This window comes from Hoeflea sp. AS16 (assembly GCF_038900095.1).
Lineage (GTDB): Bacteria > Pseudomonadota > Alphaproteobacteria > Rhizobiales > Rhizobiaceae > Hoeflea.
In genome coordinates, this window is the sequence record NZ_JBBMQQ010000007.1 from 91,383 (window position 1) to 108,928 (window position 17,546).

Below are 17,546 nucleotides of genomic sequence, written 5' to 3' on the forward strand. Positions count from 1 at the left end.
AATTTCCCGTCCCGTTTTCAGGCGACCGCGGCCTCCTTGACATCGCAGCAGGCTTATCCCACATTTGATCCATGAAATTGCACCGCACCCACATTACTCGTTTTTTCAGGGCCTTTCCTATCGCAGGAATCTGACCCCCGGTTCGGTGACCAGCGCCCCCGAACCGCGGGGTCGCAAAGCGGATATCCGCTCCTGTCTTTGACAGTTCGAATATTCCGCACACAACGGCGCAAGAACAAAATCTCCAGATCAACATGCTCCCGCGTCGCAGGCGACCGGGGCAACCGAATGCTTGGACAAGTCAATGCAGCAGTCCCCCCGGCGCAAGCCAAGAATCACGATTTGCCAGAGTGATTATGATCGGCTCAGCAATCTGGTCGCCGCCTATGAGCAGCGAAACCCGGAGATCGCGGAAAACCTTGCTGCGGAAATCGATCGCGCACGCATCGTCAGCGACAAGGCCATCGCCGCTTCCGTCGTGCGCATGGGATCGACCGTGACCTACATGGTCGACGGCGCACAGAGCAAAACCGTCGCCCTGGTCTATCCCGCCGACGCCAACATCGAAGAAGGACGGGTATCGATCACCACGCCGGTCGGAACAGCCCTGATTGGCCTGAAGGCCGGCCAATCGATCAGCTATGCAACACGCAGCGGCCAAATCCACGATCTGACCGTGATGGAGGTCAGTCAGAGCAGAGAGGACGCGCTGGCTGAATGAGTATGGTGCAGATTGGCTTCTCGAATCCACTCGGGGTTTTTCTACTGACCGGATCAAATCCCCTGTACCGGACCCGGTCCGGTGCAGGGGAGACGATAGTCCCTGACCTGTCATTCGCGCCAGCACAAGACCCGGCGCGACCGGAGCTTCGCCATGTGGAAAAATCAGACATGTACCCTGACCAGTAAAGACATCACCATTCTGCAGACCATGTATGACCGCCGCCATACGCTGGCGGATCCTGTCCGGGACATACTCAAGCACAAGCTTGACAATGCGATCGTGGTGTTCAGTGAGGACATCGACACCGACATCGTGACACTGAACACGAGGGTTCGCTACCGCATCGGTGACAGGCAACCGCAAACAGCCATCATCACCCAGGGCCAGATGGACGGTATGGTCGGCCAGTGCCTTTCCCTGGGCACGGTGCGCGGGCTGGCTTTGCTGGGACTGGCTGAGGCAACGGAGTTTTCACTGCCCCGACAGGGCAACACCACGCCCGACCGCCTGGTCGTCGAAGCTGTGCTGTTCCAGCCCGAAGCTGCCCGGCGGGAACGCCTGAAGCAGGAACTCACCACCCACTCGCTCCGACTGGTGCATGATGCTTCGCTCAACACGTGACGGCTGCGCAACGCGGTCTCGAAGAGTTGCAGTTCTCGGACCTCAATTCCCCCTAAACCGTCCTGAACCATGAGGTTCGGGGCGGAGCGCTCAGGCGTCTTCGACATTGATGCGCCGCCAGACAGCTTCGGCAAGGGAATAGAGGGCAAACAGAAAGAACCCCGCTCCGGTCGCTCCCAGCAGCCAGACACCGAACGGCAGCCCGGCAATGAAGTCCAGCGCATCGGCAAGCCCCGTTCGCCCCTCTTCGCCGCTCAGGCCGTGCTGGAACAGCAGGAAGGCAATCACCAGGAAGATCACACCACGTGCGCACAACCCGCCAATGGCTGCCGGATCGATCCACCGGCTGACCATCGGGGAGGCCTTGATATGATCGCGGTATTTCCGGCTGGCGGCCTTCCAGATATGGGCGCCGCCAACGATGGCGAAGATCAGGCTCAGGCCAAGCGAAACCGGCCCGGCTCCAATGAAACCGGCAGCCGTGCGGGCAAAGCCGTCTCCGGAACCGCTTCCGGATGAAATGGTACCGCCCCACCAGAGCGAGAAAGTGTAAAGCATCAAAAAGCCATAGGATGCGGCAGACCCGAGCAACCCGGCCCGCACCGCCAGCCCCGCCGGATCGATGCCGTGATCATCGGTATCGAACACCGCCTGCACGACGCGCCAGAGGCAGTAACCGGCCAGGCTGACGATCAGCAGTGGCGTCAGAACCGCGCTTGCGGTCGATTGCGTGATGAAGCGGACGGCATCCTTTGCATCGCCACCACTTCCCGTGGTCAGCGCGGCGCTGACAATGAAGAAGGCCAGCACCAGGTAAACCACTCCTCGCGCGCCATAGCCCAGTCGCGCAAATGGCTTGAACCAGTCATGCCAGCTCAATTCTGCGGGGATTGATCCAGCCATCGGGCGGGCCTCCCGTTGTGCCTTTGCAGCATGTGGACAACCAGCCACGAGAAGCTCGCCCAGGCGGCACCCAGCGCCCAACCCGCCGCGACATCGCTCGGCCAGTGAACACCCAAGTAAACCCGGCTGACGCCAACCATCACCGCAACGAGCACCGCCACGGTGATCACATACGCCCGCGCCCTCCTGGTTTCGAGATAGCTGATCACGATGGCTGCAAGCGTCAGATATGCCACCGTCGTCACCATCGCGTGGCCACTGGGAAAACTGGCGGTGTGAACCGTATCGAGATGATCCACCAGGTCCGGCCTTGGCCGCGCATAAAACTTCTTGAGCGTATAGCTCAGCAGCGCACCGGAGCCGACCGAAAGCACCACATAAAGGGCCGCGCCATAGCGCTTCGTCACGATGAAAAAGCCCGAAACCGCCGCAAGCGTCAGCATGATCAGCGGATAGCCTCCGACCGCGGTCACTTCAAGCGCCGTTTCCTGCAGCCACTCCGGCCCGATGGACCGCGACGGGTCTCCCGGCACCCTCATCATCAGAAACAGGGTTTCATCAAGATTGCGGATTTCACCTTCGGCCATCTCGTCGGCAATCTGGATGAAGGCATAGACACCAAGCGTGATGATGCCGAGCAGCAGCACCGGCATCCTGTTGGCGTTTCCGTTTTTGAGCCCCAGAACGAGCCACTCGCGTATTCTCTGTGAAACCGGCTTTTCAGTCACGCTGTCCCTGCCCCAAATTCTTCGTCTCCGTCCTCGATAATCCGCAGGACGCCGTTTCGTTCCACAAAATGCGCCGTCAGGCTTCCTGATCCTGCCGAGGCGGATATTTTCGGCCATCGAGCGGAAGCTCTACGGCGCCATTTTCGGCAGGCCCGGATTGATAAGGCCCACAAAAAACGGGCACATAATGGCCCGAACATGATTCTATCTTGTTATCACCACCGTCACCATTGCCGGAATTGCCGCAAGCGCTCTCACTGCACACTTCAGGTACGGCCACGATCTCGATTGCCAGAAATTGCAACAAGGCCGGCATGATTTCCATCGGTCGAGCCAGCAACGATTTCGGCAGGCCCCAAACCCGAACGGCAATTCCCGATTGCTTCATCGTCGTCAAAACGCAGACCGGACTCAAGGTATGGTTCAATAACGGCAGAAACGGCAAAGGCGCGTCGAAGAGGTGAAACATTTTCAAGGCCTCTGCTTGCCCGATGCATCTTTCTGGCGTCTGCTGCGTTGTCTCCCTGTTGGGCGCATTTGTCGATCGCGCCGATACAGCCGTAACCGGGAACACCACACGATGGACACCATCCAGATCACTCTCGCAATCGCTGCCGCTACATTTGCCGCCGCAGTGACATTCGCCAAGGCCAATGCCGACGTCGTGGATCAAGGCTCCACCAACCCCGCACGCCTTGCAGCCGAAGCATCACCGCAGGGCAGCTCCCTCTTCTCAGATCGTTCAATCGTCGCCGGCCGGGGCGTCTCGATCATCTTTGCGGACTGAACCGGTGCACCGCCTGCTGGCTCTTCCGTTGCTGATCGCCGTCTCCATGGGAGCAAAACTTCCAGAAGACGTTCCCATACCCAAGGAAGCCCCGCGCCATACGCAAACGCTCGGGGACAACATACCGGCATCGGGCACCAGGCCGGCCCCGGCATTACCCGGCATCACCGCTTCGAAAGCCAACGAAACGGCTCTCGCCCATTGCGAAGCGGAGCTGCGAAAGCTTGGCAGCGTCTTCGAGCGGGAGGATCCGGTGCGTGGGGAGGACGGTTGCGGTATCGACGCCCCCTACAGGGTCGATCAGATCGTTCCTGGCGTTTCCCTGTTTCCCGCCTCGCAACTGCGTTGCGCGACAGCGCTGGCGCTGGCCCGCTGGACCGGCACTGTCGTGGTTCCGCTCGCCGAGGCGTTGCCGGGTGATGTCACCCTGACACGGATCAATCACGGCTCGACCTACATCTGCCGCCGCCGCAACAATGCAGCGTCCGGCAAGATGTCAGAGCACGCAATCGGCAATGCAATCGACATAACCGACTTCGAGTTCAGCGGGCGCGATCCGATTGCGGTTTCGCCGCGCTCAGGCGACGGCACCGTCGAGGAAGCTTTCCAGCGCGCCGTGCGGGGCGCGGCGTGTCTGCATTTCACCACCGTGATCGGCCCCGGCACCAATGCCAGCCACGCCAACCACCTTCATCTCGACATCATCAAGCGCAAACGCGATTACCGGCTGTGTGAGTGAGTGTCACCGCCCGGCAGTGCGCTTGGCTCTTCACCGGATCAGAACAGGCCTTCGATCTGGCCCTTGTCGTTGAGGCAGATTTTCTCCGATGACGGCGTTCTGGGCAGGCCCGGCATGGTCATGATCTCGCCGGTAATGACGACAATGAAGCCAGCACCGGCCGACAGCCGTACCTCGCGTATAGGCACGGTATGGTCGGTCGGCGCCCCGCGCAGGTTCGGATCGGTCGAGAAGGAATACTGCGTCTTGGCCATGCAGATCGGCAGTTTGCCATAGCCCTGCGCTTCCCATTGCCTGAGCTGCTCGCGCACCGACTTTTCGGCAATCACCTCGCCTGCATGATAGATCGACTTGGCAATCGTCTCGATCTTGTCGAACAGCGGCATATCGTCGGCATAAAGCGGTGCGAACTGCGCCTGGCCGGATTCGGCAAGCTCGACCACCTTGTTGGCAAGATCCTCGATACCGGCCGATCCCTTTGCCCAGTGCTTGCACAGGATCGCCTCGGCTCCGAGCGTCGCCACATAATCCTTCACCGCCTGCACCTCGGCGTCCGTATCGGTCACAAAATGGTTGATCGCCACCACCACCGGCACCCCGAACTTTTTCACGTTCTGGACATGGCGGCCAAGGTTGGCGCAGCCGTTCTCGACAGCTGCGACATTCTCCGACCCGAGATCGTCCTTCTTCACGCCACCATTCATCTTCATGGCGCGAACGGTAGCGACGATCACGGCTGCGTCAGGCTTGAGCCCGGCCTTGCGGCACTTGATGTCGAAGAATTTCTCCGCCCCCAGATCCGCCCCGAACCCGGCTTCGGTGACCACGTAATCAGCCAGTTTCAGCGCCGTCGTGGTGGCCACCACCGAGTTGCAGCCATGCGCGATATTGGCGAACGGACCGCCATGCACGAAGGCCGGATTGTTTTCCAGCGTCTGCACCAGGTTGGGCTGCATCGCGTCCTTGAGCAGCACCGTCATCGCGCCATCGGCCTTGATGTCGCGGCAATAGATCGGCGTCTTGTCGCGGCGATAGGCGACAACAATCGACCCGAGCCGCTCTTGCAGATCCTTGAGATCCTTGGCCAGGCACAGGATTGCCATCACTTCCGAGGCCACCGTGATATCGAACCCGGTCTGGCGCGGGAAACCATTGGCGACGCCGCCAAGATTGACCACGATGTCGCGCAACGCCCGGTCATTCATGTCCATCACCCGGCGCCAGACAACCCGGCGCGCATCGATCTCCAGCTCGTTGCCCCAGTAGATGTGGTTGTCGATCATTGCCGAGAGCAGATTGTGGGCGCTGGTGATGGCGTGGAAATCGCCTGTGAAATGCAGGTTCATTTCCTCCATCGGCACCACTTGCGCCATGCCGCCACCGGCAGCGCCTCCCTTCATGCCGAAATTCGGCCCCAGCGAGGCTTCGCGGATGCAGATCATCGCCTTCTTGCCGATGCGGTTGAGCCCGTCGCCCAGCCCTACCGTCGTGGTGGTCTTGCCCTCGCCCGCCGGTGTCGGGTTGATCGCGGTGACCAGGATCAGCTTGCCGTCTTTCTTGTCTTTCTGCCGGGCAATGAAATCGGCGGACACCTTGGCCTTGTCGTGGCCGTAGGGAACCAGATCCTCAAGCGGTATGCCAAGCTTTTCGCCGATCTGCTGGATCGGTTTCTTGTTCGCCGCACGGGCGATCTCGATATCGGATTTGTACTCAGCCATGGTGTCGTATCCCTCTTCCCGACAGGGCCGCATCTCCCGTGCGGCCTTTGCCGTTGAATAGAAACCGAAAGCACGGCCAATGCTTGCATGAAACGGGACGCCCAATGCGCCAATTGCGACACCACGTCGAATGGCATCAACCGCCTAGACTACAGTTCATCTCGCTTGCTATCGACGCACGGTGCAATTGTCCGGCCGCTTTCGGCCTTTGCAAATCAGATATCCGACGAGCCCCTCGATCTCGCTGATCTCGGTCACCACGCCAAAGCTCTTCAACTCCTCCATGCTCAGATATCTGATATCCTCCGGGGGAGTGGACACCATGAAATCGACCAGCTCGGGATTCACATCCATGCTGAGAAGATAATCCGTCAATTCCCGGCGCATTGAATTTGAGAGGTCTGCAGATTTCACTGTTTCAACAAGTTCGCGCTCCACAAACTTCTTTTCCGTAACGACTTTTCCATCACTCAGGATTTTGCTGAGGATCTTGTACCTGTCCCTGTATTTGTACCGGGTCGTAACAATCTGATGCACGCCGATGCGGGAAAACGGGCCGGCAATCCGGCGCACACCGCTGGCCAGCAACAAGGGGCAGGCCGAATTGCAGACGCCGAAGGTCAAGTTGGCATAACCGTAATAGGTGCCATCCTTGAAGTCAGGCCTGCAATCCGCATCCCACGGTTTGCAGCGCAGATAGTCCGTCCGCGCGACTTCGACGGTCATTCCGCGTTCGCGGATCAACCGTCCCATCGCCATGGCAACATCGACCCTGCCGCCAAAGGAATTGATCAGCAACGGGAGATTCCGGTCTCCGGCCTTATCGAGAATGGCCTTGAATGCCTTTGCGGTCTTGTCGGCGATATATCCGTCAGCCGCGATCCACTCCGGACATTCCGGCTCACAGACGGGATTGTTCGTACGGACAATGGAAAATGTCATGTCCCGGGACGGCTTTTTCTCTGCTGCTCCGGCTGAAAAGGCCGGTAAAAGCAAGGCGATCCCGAATCCGGCAATGGCAATGGCAATGGCAATGGCAATGGCAATGGCGCGACCGCAGGTCACGAGAGTTTGTGATGCACGGGAAAAATCAGCGCTCGCCCCTGTTGCCATGCTCACGGATTCCGTGGCTGAAACGCGATTGTCTGGCATGGGATTCGGTTCATGCAGCCAGGCTACCAACCAGGAACAGCCGTTACAAGGCAGCTCACATAGCCGCCCGGCACTCCCGCATTGCTGCGATTGCCGACCTCACCCGTCCCCCATCGCGATCAGCCCGGCATTGCCGCCCGCAGCCGCGGTGTTGACCGAGACGGCCTGCTCGACCGCGAACCGCATCAGGTAGTGCGGACCGCCGGCCTTGAAGCCGGTGCCCGACAGGCCCGAGCCGCCGAACGGCTGGGTGCCGACCACGGCACCGATCATGTTGCGGTTGATGTAGACATTGCCGGTATCAAGCCGGTCGATCACCTTGCGCACAGTGGCTTCGATGCGCGAATGCACGCCCAGGGTCAGGCCGAAGCCCGTGGCATCGATGGCGTCGAGAACCGCATCGAGCTTCTTCGCCTTGTAGCGCACCACATGCAGCACCGGCCCGAAGATTTCGCGATCAAGCGCACCGGCATCCTTCAGCTCGACAATATGCGGGGCAAAGAACAGCCCCTGATCCGGAACATCGCCCGCATAGACAAGCTTCTGGGTCTTGGAGATGGTCGCGATATGCGCTGCCAGCATCTGGCGCTGCGCTTCATCGATCACCGGACCGACATCCGTCGACGGTTTTGACGGATTGCCCAGTTTCAGCTCACGCGCGGCCCCCTCGATCATCTCGAGCATCTGGTCGGCGACATCCTCCTGCACGAACAGCAGCCGGAGGGCGGAGCAGCGTTGTCCAGCCGAGCGGAACGCCGACATCACCACATCGTCGGCCACCTGTTCGGCAAGTGCCGTGGCGTCGACGATCATGGCGTTGAGCCCGCCGGTTTCGGCGATGAACGGCACGATCGGCCCGTCCTTGGCCGCCAGCGTCCGGTTGATGGCGCGCGCCGTCTCGGTCGAACCGGTAAAGGCCACACCGCCAATCTTCGGATGCGAGGTCAGCGCAGCACCGACATCCCCTTCGCCCGGCAGGCACAGCAGCACATCTTTCGGCACCCCGGCCTCATGCAAAAGCCGGATCGCTTCATGCGCAACCAGCGGCGTCTGTTCTGCCGGCTTGGCGATCACCGCGTTGCCTGCAGCCAGGCCCGCAGAAACCTGGCCGAGGAAAATGGCCAACGGAAAGTTCCACGGCGAAATGCAGACGAACACACCGCGACTGCGCCAGCCAAGCCGGTTTTCCTCACCGGTCGGCCCTGGCATTGGCTTCATTTCCGAGAACATGTCGCGCGAACGCGCCGCGTAATAGCGCAGGAAATCCACCGCTTCGCGGATCTCGGCAATCCCGTCGTCCAGGGTCTTGCCCGCTTCCGCCGACAGCAGCGCCATGAAACGGTCGCGGCGCTCCTCGATCAGGTCCGCCGCCCGGTCAAGCGCCGCCGCGCGGATACCGGGATCGGTCCGCGACCAGCTCTTGAACCCCTGCATGGCGGCAGACACGGCTTTGTCGACATCCTTGGGATCGGTAAACCGCACCGTGCCGACGACATTGGAAAGATCGGAAGGCGATCTGATTTCGCGTGCCGGCCCGCCCGCTGCAAGCCCCGGTGCCAGCGGCCCCGCCTCGACCATTTCCGTCGAGCGCGCCATGCCTTCCACCAGCGAAGCCAGTTGGAACCGGTCGCCGAATTCCACGCCGCGGGAATTGGGTCGGTCCGGGTAGATCGCCAATGGCAGCGGGATCTGGCTGTTGCGGGCCGATTGCCCCCGGGCAAGCCCCAGCTTTGCGTCAGGCCGTTCAAGCAGCGAAGCCACCGGAATGGTCTTGTCTCCCGCCACCGCCACAAACGACGAGTTGGCACCGTTCTCCAGAAGCCGGCGCACCAGATAGGCCAGCAGATCGCGGTAACCGCCAACCGGGGCATAGATCCGGCAGGGAACGCGGTCATTGCTCTTTGCCAGACTGTCGTAAACGACCTCGCCCATGCCGTGCAGGCGCTGGAACTCGAAGCCGCTGCGATCTTCCGCCATCTCGACAATGGTCGCCACGGTCAGCGCATTGTGGGTGGCAAATTGCGGATAGATGACATCGCGCAACTCAAGCAACTGCCGTGAGCAGGCGAGATAGGACAGGTCTGTCGCAGCCTTGCGGGTGTAGACAGCATAGCCTTCCAGTCCGCGCTCCTGCGCCCGCTTGATTTCGGTGTCCCAGTAGGCGCCCTTGACCAGCCGCACCATCATCCGGCGATCATGCTTGCGGCACAGCCCGGCAATGTGGTCGATGACCTGGGGCGCGCGCTTCTGGTAGGCCTGAATGGCAAGGCCGAAGCCATCCCAGCCTGCAAGCGACGGATCGGCGAAAGCCCGGTCAATCACATCAAGCGACAATTCCAGCCGGTCGACCTCTTCGGCATCGACGGTGAAATTGAGATCATGTGCCTTGGCCATTTGCGCGAGCTTGACCAGGTCCGGCACCAGCTCCTCAAGCACCTGTTCGCGGTGGGTGGGGATATACCGCGGATGCAGCGCCGAAAGCTTGACCGAAATGCCGGGACGGTCCGGCAGCTTGCGCCCGGCCGACACCTTGTTGGCAGACTTCCCGATGGCCGCGATGGCATCCGCATAGGACTTGAAATAGCGCTTTGCATCGGCGCGGGTGCGGGCGCCTTCGCCCAGCATGTCATAGGAATGGCGATAGCCACGCGCCTCGTTCTTGGCGGCGCGGCCAAGCGCGTCCTCGATGGTTTCGCCGAGCACGAAATGATGGCCGAGAAACCGCATCGCCTGCCGTGTTGCGGTTCTCACCGTCGGCATGCCCATCCGCTTGACCAGCCCGCGCATTACGCCTTCCGGCGTTTCGCCCGGCTTGATCACCCGCGCCGACATACCAAGCGCCCAGGCCGAAGCCGAGACAAACCAGGTGTCGCCATGGCTTTCGTGATCGCTCCAGCCACCTTCCTTGAGCTTGTCTTCGATCAGGCGGTCCTGGGTCAGCGCATCAGGCACCCGGAGCAGTGCCTCTGCCAGCACCATCAATGCCAGGCCTTCCCGCGTCGACAGTCCATATTCACGCAGGAAATCCTCGACCCCGCCCATCTGCCCGGAATCGGAACGGATCGCCTGGATGAGCTTGGTGGCACGCACATCGATTGCCCGCTCCTGGGCACTCGTGAACGCGAGCCGTTCGCTGAAATCCCGGATCAGACGGTCATCGTCCGGCGCATGTGAGGCATGAAAGGCAGTCAGAACTGGTGCGGTTGTAGCGGTCATGGCAAATCCCCCGTGAATGCTGCAGCATAGCTCTTGATGCGTAGAGATTCTCGCTATATTTTGACTTCGGAATTAGACAATTCTCTAGCAAAATAAGAAATATGGGGGAAAATATGAAGGAAATTGACCGCATCGATCGAAAGATCCTTCGCGCCGTCCAGGACAATGGCCGTTTGACCAATCTCGAACTGGCCGACAAGATCAGCCTGTCCCCCACAGCAACCGCTGAACGCCTCAAACGCCTCAACCGTGACGGCTACATCCAGGGCTATACCGCCAAGCTGTCTCCCGAGAAGCTCGACCGGGGAATGCTCGTCTTTGTCGAGGTCAAGCTCGATCGAACCACACCGGATGTATTTGACGCATTTTCCCAGGCCGTTCGCAAGTCGGATGACGTGATGGAATGCCACATGGTTGCCGGTGGCTTTGATTATCTCGTCAAGGCCCGCGTCAAGGGCATGGAAGCTTACCGCGCCTTTCTGTCAGACATCATCCTGTCCTTGCCCGGAGTCCGCGAAACCCACACATATCCGGTCATGGAGGAAGTGAAAAATACTGGGAAACTGCCGGTTTAACTGATTGATTACTTCGTAAGACATCGTATTATCCGAATGGCTGCATCCACATTACACATGCCGCCAAGGACCGGAAATCTCGGCAAAAAGGAGCACCGCATCACCGATGGCTCGAAACAGATTCCCGCGAAGGGGCGCCGCTGATGTCAGATCAGAGCGGCCTGTTTTGTGCGCTTCAGGCGATACGGACGGAATTCGATCTGGTCGATTTTTTGCGGAAGCTTTCCAGGCATTTCGATTTCTCCGGCTTCCTTCTCTTCAGCATTCCGGCGCAGACCGATGACAGGCTGCAGCCAAGGGTCGAGTTGTCGGATTTGCCTGCCGGCATGATCGAACGCTACGACGAACTTGGCCTGTTGAAGAATTCTCAACTCTTTGAAACGTTGCGCCGCTCGACCGTCCCGATCACGATGGAGACCCTTGCCTGGCACGACACGCGCCCGTCCGAAGAGGGGCAGGCAGCCATCCGTTTCTTTACAAGTTACAACATGACGACGGCGGCGTTTTTCCCCGTCCATGGGTCCGGAGGCGGTCGTGCCGTGTTCGGATTCCTCGGCGACCGCGATCAGCTGACCCATGCCGAAACCGGCGAGATGGGCGTCCTCACCGCACATGCATACAGTGTCTATTCCAACCTGAAGAACGCGTCCCGGGACGATGGCTGCGGACTGACACCGCGCGAAATCGAAGCAGTGCACTGGGTGGCAAACGGCAAGACATCCAGCGAAATCGCATCAATCCTTTCGCTGTCCGAGCACACCGTCAACACCTATATCAACAATGCGGTTCGCAAGCTCGATTGCGTCAACAGGACACAGCTTGTCGCCAAGGCGCTCCGGCTGCACCTGATCTGCTAGAACACGCCTGAACGATTTGCGCCGCGGCCGGCCAGAACGGAGACAGTCCGTCTGGCCGCTGCCATGTCAGCGGTCGAGAGTTCCGCGGATTTCCACCAGGTTCGACCGGAACCTGAGGACATAAAAGCCCATGGTTGCCAGGTGGGTCGGCATGATCCAACCGCTCTCATTGCCATTGGAAATGATCAAGGGCTGGATCTTCAGCGCTGCGGACAATTGCGCGTCCATGTCATCCCAAAGCTGAGCCAGGTTGCGCTGGGCGATCACATCGCGGAAGTCCTCGCGGGTGGCCTTCAGGATGCCGTAATAGCCGTAGAGCTGGCCATAGGAAAACCAGAAGCGGTCATCCGCACGGGTGTCGAACCAGCCGCCATTGTAGTTTTCCGAGCGGTCCCGGAGGATGGCCGAGGTCGACCCGACGTCCGAAGCAATCCGGTCGAGAAACTGGACCAGGTTGTCGGTGCGCGCGTCATAAATTGCCTCACACCTGCCGAGACGGTCATTGAACGACTGAAGATCATCGATCGCCGTGCGATAGAAGGACGGCGTCGGCGTTTTCGGCAGGAACGGCCAGCTCAGATACCAGGTGTACTCATCAAACTGCATGGCGCCACGCGCATCCTGCAGGTCACCGTCAACCTGGCTGGTGCCGCGCACGCGGCCAAGCGTATCGACAAACTCGACCGTCGTGCGGCGGATCGCCTGGTTCACGCCCCGCTGGAACGCCGCCTTGTTGTCAAAGAACGGCGTATGGCTCCAGTCCACGCCGAACAGGCCGGCCTTGTAGAGCAGCATCGAGGAGATCCAGGCATTCTCGTTGACGTTGAAATCGATCAGGTCTGCCGTCATCGCCACCATCGCCGAGGGTGCGCAGGTGCCATCGGCACCCTTGGTTCCAGGCGTCGAGGCGATGGCTTCATACTTGCTCGGATAATCGGGATCAAAACCGGTCCAGACCTGGGTCTGCCAGAAAAAATATCCATACAGCCCGACAAAGACGAACACGATACCGCCGACGATGACCTTGAGCATGAATCCGCGCTGCCGGTACCAGGCTGCCACGGTCACGAAGGGCCACAGAATGAGCGAAATCAGCATGCCGACACCACGGCCGATGGCGTGGAAGATCCGTTCAAAAAACTCAATCACCGGGTCAAGCATCCTCTTGGTGTCCTTCCAGTCCGAAAAGCCGCGACCTGAGCGCCGCCTTGTTGTTCAGATAGGTTGTTCCGAGCACATCCACAACATGGGTGCGGTAGCTTTCGGAATAACCTTCATAAGCGGTGTAAAAGCCCTGCTTGTCAAAGATGAAGCGGCTGACGAAGTCAAACGGCGCCAAACGCGCCAGCAGCCGGTTGACCAGCCACTGGTCCGGATGCGCCGGCGCCGCCCGGCACAGCATGAGCCGCCGGTCGGTCCGCACTTCGCGCATCTTCACCTGTCCGGTGGACGCCACCTCGCGGATAGCTTCCTGCAGGAACGGATAGATCCCCTCCTCGGCGATCAGCGCGGAGTTCCTGTGCATCCAGGTCTGCAGCCAGATCCGGTCGGTCCCGGCAAGATCGACAGCCGGGTCGGCCCGGCGGATGAGGTCGTACACCGCCATTTCCGCCCTGTGGGCGAAGAAACCCGACGGTTCGACCCAGGAAGCACGCGGCAATTGCAGCCTTTCGGATTTCGACAGATACTCGAAAACCCGCGCATGGTCGGCAATATCGATATAGCTGACTTCCCACGGACGCGACCGCCGGAACCCCGGCGCATGGCTGTCACAGATCACCGTGGTGGTCCGGCCATCGCGGAAGATGAATACACCACCGAAATGATTGGCCCAGTATGACGTGTGGGGAAACACGAGCTTGTCCGGTACGAGCGCGTTCTGGCGGATGTCTCCGGTTTCCCGCGCCAGCTCGACCATCCGGTTGAGCATGGCGTCATCCCGCCAGCCGTCCTTGGAGGACTTGAGCCGGTCGACCAGTGCGCGCAGTTCGGTCGCCTTGCCCAGCATATTTTCGGCCGACATCACCCGGAACCGGACCTCCTCGATCGACAGCAGGTCCTCGACCCCCGTGACCTCGTCGACCGGTTCCTCGATCTCGCCGAACAGGGCATCCTTGATCGTCACCGCATGAACGGCACGGCGATTGCCGTCAAAGAACTCGTGCATCAGCCCGGCGGTGTTGGAAAACTGGGTGTGGACCACCGGCAGGTTCTCCTGCTCCGGCGTGAGCACGACAAACCTGCGATTGACGCCGTTGGGATCGAGATACTGCACGTCACCGAGTTCTTCGGCGATTTCCGGCGAGAAACCGGTCATGTCGATCCGGAACCGGCTCAGCTTTGTCTCCGGCAGCCCGAAAGCCCTGAGTGCCTTGTTGTAGCGCTCGACGAGATGTGGTTCCTCGACGGGAAGCAGCCGACCATAGATCAGTTCGTTTTCAACCAGCAGCTTCATTGTTGCCAGCGCCCGTCCCGTTTCATCGCTTCGATCTCCCGGATCGCCCGTTCGCGCTGACGTTCGCGCCGGATGATGTCATCAACGGCAGTCGCATCGGAACGGTCGGTGTAGCGGAACTCGGAATCGGCGTAACGGTTGATTTCCTGCAGCACCATCTCGATCGTGAACGGCTTGCGCAGCTCCGAGATCATCGCGATCTTGTCGTCGTAAGCCTTGTGCATGAAGGCTTCGGGTGTCTCGAACCACTCGTCGGGAAGATCGATGTCCATCGCCCGCATCTTGATCGCATCGGTGATGTTCTTGATCGCCCGGCCGGTGAAACGCGGCTCGGCCAGCTTGATCTGGTGGAGGTAGGCGCCGATGTCGGCGATGGTTTTGACCTTGCCGTGCTCTTTCTCGAACCGCTCCCAGACAGAAAGCAGCCCCTCTTCCTGCGGCCGGTCGTGACCATCATAGGATCGTGCGACCGCCTGCTTGATTTCCTGGCTGACGAACAGCTCATGAGAGCCAAGCGGGATCGAATGGTTCTTGCCCGCCAGCAGCGCGAAAATATCGATGTAATCATCAAGTGATTGCGGTCCATCGACCAGCCAGCGCGCGCCGGCCCGCTGCCTCAGTGCATCGTCGACATTCTCGGGATAGTTGGAGAACATGCCAAAGCTGCAATTGCCGCGCACCACGGTTGAGGCGCCTGCGAAGGCCTCCATCAGAACGGCGGTGACTTCTTGCTGGCCAGCGGATGCCCGGTCATCCGAGCGTTTGGCCGCGACCTGGTCGATATCGTCGATGGTGCCGAAACCGATCGCCCGCGGGTCGAGCACATTGTCGACAAAGGCCTTGCAGTTCTGTCCCGACTTGCCCTGGTAGGACGAAATCTGGTCGACCCCAAAATTCTCGTAGTGGAACGGATAGCCGGCGACCTCGCAGTAGTCATTGATCAGGCCTGCCAGCATCTGGATCAGGATGGTTTTGCCGGTGCCCGGCGCACCGTCGCCGATGAAGGTGAACAGGAAACCGCCGAGCTCCACGAACGGATTGAGCTGACGGTCGAAATCATAGGCCATGACCATCCGCGCCAGCCGCATCGCCTGGTGCTTGGCGAGATGATTGCCGATGATTTCGTTGGGCTTCTTGAAGTTCATCACCAGCGGCTTGCGGCGTTGCCCCGGCGCCACGTCGAAACCATCGAGCGTGAAGTTGTCGCTCTCCAGCCGCAGGTGCGATTGCGCGAAATTGCCCAGCGCATCAAACCGGGCACGGCGGCTGATCAGGCCTTCAATGGCAACCCGCGCCAGCGCGCGGGCTCTGGATGTCATGGCGATCTCGTCCGGTGCCCCGGAGATCGCGGCATCCAGTGCCGCGACAATCGATTTCAGCGCATCCTGCGGAGTATCGAACTGGAAATCTGGCTCTTCGGTGTCGTTGGCCGGTTCGCTCTCGCCATCGACGGTCTGCAGGATGTAGGCCGCAAGCGTGAACGCAGCCACGTAGGCCGAAGCCGACAGCAACCGCTTGAAACGCTCCGCTTCCTCGCCCTGCAAGGGGGCACCGGCATTGCGTGACTGCAGGCTTTCGAGATCTGTCTGCTGGGAGAACAGCTCCGCCACGGCAAGCGCCACGGCAATTCCCCGGCGGGTACGGAACAAGAGCGTGTGTTGCTTGATCGACAGCATCGGATCATTGGCACGGATGGCCTGAATGGTCTTGCCGAATTCGATTTCCCGGGTCCGCCGCAGGCCGCGGGTCGACACGGTTGAGACAAACCGCCTGTTGGTGCCCGCCAGCGGTGTCGAAGACCCGCCATCCTGCGCAACCATCACCACGACGCGGGTCACCATCGACTGCGCCACCAATTGATGACGGGCGATATCTTCCTCGGAAATCGTGGTCAGCCCTGCTGTCTGGCTCATGGCCTCATACCTCGCTTATGACCTGGTTGCCCGACACCACATGCACGGTAAAGCCGGAAAAAATGCTCTCGGCTTCACCCGAGGCATAAAGCGCCTGGTAGGCTTCATGCGGAACCAGTGCGTGCTTCTGGTAGGCGCTCACCCCCTGCCGCGTCGCTTCCAGATCATCGGTTTCGATGTGGTAGACATCCTGCGCCGGCGCCGAACTCCACAGCCCGCGCTTGGCCGGACGTTCGGCCTTGGAAAACACTTCCTGCATGGTCCATGTCAGAAGCCAGGCGTTCTCGTCCTTGCGCACTTTCGACAGGATGGTCGAGATCCGGTCGCTGTTCTCGGTCACGCCCGCCGAATAGAACGGCCCGAGCACGAAACGCCGCAACTGCTTGGGATGCAGATGCTCGAAATCGGCATCGAGGTTTTGCGTGATCGTTACCGGTGACAGCGAATAGGCCCCGTTCTTTTCCGCCGAGGCATCAAAGGCGCGGGCAAACTCCGGATTGAGCAACCCGCCAACGGGAAGCGGAATATCGACATCCGGATTGAGCTTGCCATCCTTGGTTACAAGCGTCCTGGCAATCGTCTCACTCGAGTCCTCGATGGTCGCCATGTAGACCATCGGCAGGGTCTGGCTGCCGTCGAACACACCCCAGTGAACCACATAATAGGGCCGTCCGTTTTTCGGATTGACCGAAACCCGGATCGTCTCGGGCAGGATGAACGGCGCGAACACCGCGTCCTTGCCGATTTCTTCCAGATAGAGCCGCTCGGCGATCTGCTCCTGCAGCGCGCCGGGAAATTCCTTGTGACGAAGGATGAAGTCGGCCATCTCCGTCTTCAGGGTATCGACGTCAGGGATCGTCGCCAACCGCTCATCGGCCGTCGCGCGGTCATTCTCCAGCGTCAGCACGTTCTGGAACACCGGGAAGCCGCTGTCGGCCCGGCTGATGCGGAAACGCTCGATAAAGCCGACCCGGTTTTCCCAGGCCGAGAACGTAGCCTCCAGCCGGTCGACATAGGGGATGATCACCTGGCCGACCAAGCCATGCGCATAGAGCGGCGAATTGTCGTCGGCAAGATAGACCCGCAGACCCTTCAATGCCGCACGCATCGATCTGAAATAGGCTCCGGCTGCGCCGGTGTCAGCACGCATGGCCGGCC

The 17,546-nt window shown here is 60.3% G+C and carries 16 protein-coding genes; 6 read left to right on the forward strand and 10 right to left on the reverse strand.

What is annotated here, in order from left to right; all coding sequences use genetic code 11:
- The first annotated feature begins 304 nt into the window (after window positions 1-304).
- Both rnk and WNY80_RS16800 read left to right on the forward strand, forming a co-directional pair.
- Complete coding sequence (gene rnk, locus WNY80_RS16795) at window positions 305-721, forward strand: nucleoside diphosphate kinase regulator (RefSeq protein WP_342888559.1); 417 nt, start codon at window positions 305-307, stop codon at window positions 719-721.
- 153 nt (window positions 722-874) lie between these two features.
- On the forward strand, window positions 875-1,345 hold the full coding sequence (locus tag WNY80_RS16800) for a nucleoside-diphosphate kinase (protein ID WP_342888560.1): 471 nt from the start codon (window positions 875-877) through the stop codon (window positions 1,343-1,345).
- Between the two features lie 90 nt (window positions 1,346-1,435).
- On the opposite strand, the gene WNY80_RS16805 is transcribed toward WNY80_RS16800, so the two are convergent.
- From WNY80_RS16805 to WNY80_RS16815, 3 genes are all read right to left on the reverse strand, one after another.
- Window positions 1,436-2,248, reverse strand: a complete 813-nt coding sequence (locus WNY80_RS16805) for a DUF1206 domain-containing protein (RefSeq protein WP_342888561.1) — start codon at window positions 2,246-2,248, stop codon at window positions 1,436-1,438.
- The gene (locus WNY80_RS16810; RefSeq protein WP_342888562.1) at window positions 2,221-2,976 is read right to left on the reverse strand and encodes a phosphatase PAP2 family protein; all 756 of its coding nucleotides are present in this window, start codon (window positions 2,974-2,976) and stop codon (window positions 2,221-2,223) included. The genes WNY80_RS16805 and WNY80_RS16810 overlap by 28 nt, the downstream gene beginning before the upstream one ends.
- Before the next feature lie 76 nt (window positions 2,977-3,052).
- The gene (locus tag WNY80_RS16815; RefSeq protein ID WP_342888563.1) at window positions 3,053-3,451 is read right to left on the reverse strand and encodes a hypothetical protein; all 399 of its coding nucleotides are present in this window, start codon (window positions 3,449-3,451) and stop codon (window positions 3,053-3,055) included.
- Window positions 3,452-3,556: 105 nt separating this feature from the next.
- Between WNY80_RS16815 and WNY80_RS16820 the strand changes: the two genes are divergently transcribed.
- Window positions 3,557-3,763: a hypothetical protein gene (locus WNY80_RS16820; protein ID WP_342888564.1), complete on the forward strand. Its 207-nt coding sequence runs from the start codon at window positions 3,557-3,559 to the stop codon at window positions 3,761-3,763.
- 4 nt (window positions 3,764-3,767) lie between these two features.
- Window positions 3,768-4,502: an extensin family protein gene (locus WNY80_RS16825; RefSeq protein WP_342888565.1), complete on the forward strand. Its 735-nt coding sequence runs from the start codon at window positions 3,768-3,770 to the stop codon at window positions 4,500-4,502.
- 38 nt (window positions 4,503-4,540) lie between these two features.
- Here WNY80_RS16825 and WNY80_RS16830 read toward each other — a convergent pair whose 3' ends face one another.
- From WNY80_RS16830 to putA, 3 genes are all read right to left on the reverse strand, one after another.
- Window positions 4,541-6,220 (reverse strand): formate--tetrahydrofolate ligase, encoded by a 1,680-nt coding sequence (locus tag WNY80_RS16830; protein WP_342888566.1) that lies wholly within the window; start codon window positions 6,218-6,220, stop codon window positions 4,541-4,543.
- 168 nt (window positions 6,221-6,388) lie between these two features.
- Window positions 6,389-7,402, reverse strand: coding sequence for a hypothetical protein (locus WNY80_RS16835; protein ID WP_342888567.1), 1,014 nt, complete (start codon window positions 7,400-7,402; stop codon window positions 6,389-6,391).
- 69 nt (window positions 7,403-7,471) lie between these two features.
- Window positions 7,472-10,588: a bifunctional proline dehydrogenase/L-glutamate gamma-semialdehyde dehydrogenase PutA gene (gene putA / locus WNY80_RS16840; protein ID WP_342888568.1), complete on the reverse strand. Its 3,117-nt coding sequence runs from the start codon at window positions 10,586-10,588 to the stop codon at window positions 7,472-7,474.
- A 113-nt stretch (window positions 10,589-10,701) separates the two neighbouring features.
- Here putA and WNY80_RS16845 point away from each other — a divergent pair, with 113 nt between their 5' ends.
- On the forward strand, window positions 10,702-11,163 hold the full coding sequence (locus WNY80_RS16845; protein WP_342888569.1) for an Lrp/AsnC ligand binding domain-containing protein: 462 nt from the start codon (window positions 10,702-10,704) through the stop codon (window positions 11,161-11,163).
- Window positions 11,164-11,306: 143 nt separating this feature from the next.
- A complete protein-coding gene (locus WNY80_RS16850) occupies window positions 11,307-12,020 on the forward strand; it encodes a LuxR C-terminal-related transcriptional regulator (RefSeq protein ID WP_342888570.1) in 714 nt (237 codons plus the stop codon).
- A gap of 66 nt (window positions 12,021-12,086) precedes the next feature.
- Here WNY80_RS16850 and WNY80_RS16855 read toward each other — a convergent pair whose 3' ends face one another.
- Genes WNY80_RS16855 through WNY80_RS16870 form a run of 4 tightly spaced genes read right to left on the reverse strand, consistent with a single transcriptional unit; the run spans window position 12,087 to window position 17,538 of the window.
- On the reverse strand, window positions 12,087-13,181 hold the full coding sequence (locus WNY80_RS16855; protein WP_342888571.1) for a DUF2333 family protein: 1,095 nt from the start codon (window positions 13,179-13,181) through the stop codon (window positions 12,087-12,089).
- Complete coding sequence (locus tag WNY80_RS16860; RefSeq protein WP_342888572.1) at window positions 13,174-14,475, reverse strand: DUF6638 family protein; 1,302 nt, start codon at window positions 14,473-14,475, stop codon at window positions 13,174-13,176. The genes WNY80_RS16855 and WNY80_RS16860 overlap by 8 nt, the downstream gene beginning before the upstream one ends.
- Entirely contained in the window at window positions 14,472-16,388 is a 1,917-nt protein-coding gene (locus WNY80_RS16865) for an AAA family ATPase (protein ID WP_342888573.1), read from the reverse strand. Before WNY80_RS16865 ends, WNY80_RS16860 begins: the two co-directional genes overlap by 4 nt.
- Window positions 16,389-16,392: 4 nt before the next feature.
- Entirely contained in the window at window positions 16,393-17,538 is a 1,146-nt protein-coding gene (locus tag WNY80_RS16870; protein WP_342888574.1) for a hypothetical protein, read from the reverse strand.
- Window positions 17,539-17,546 lie beyond the last annotated feature (8 nt).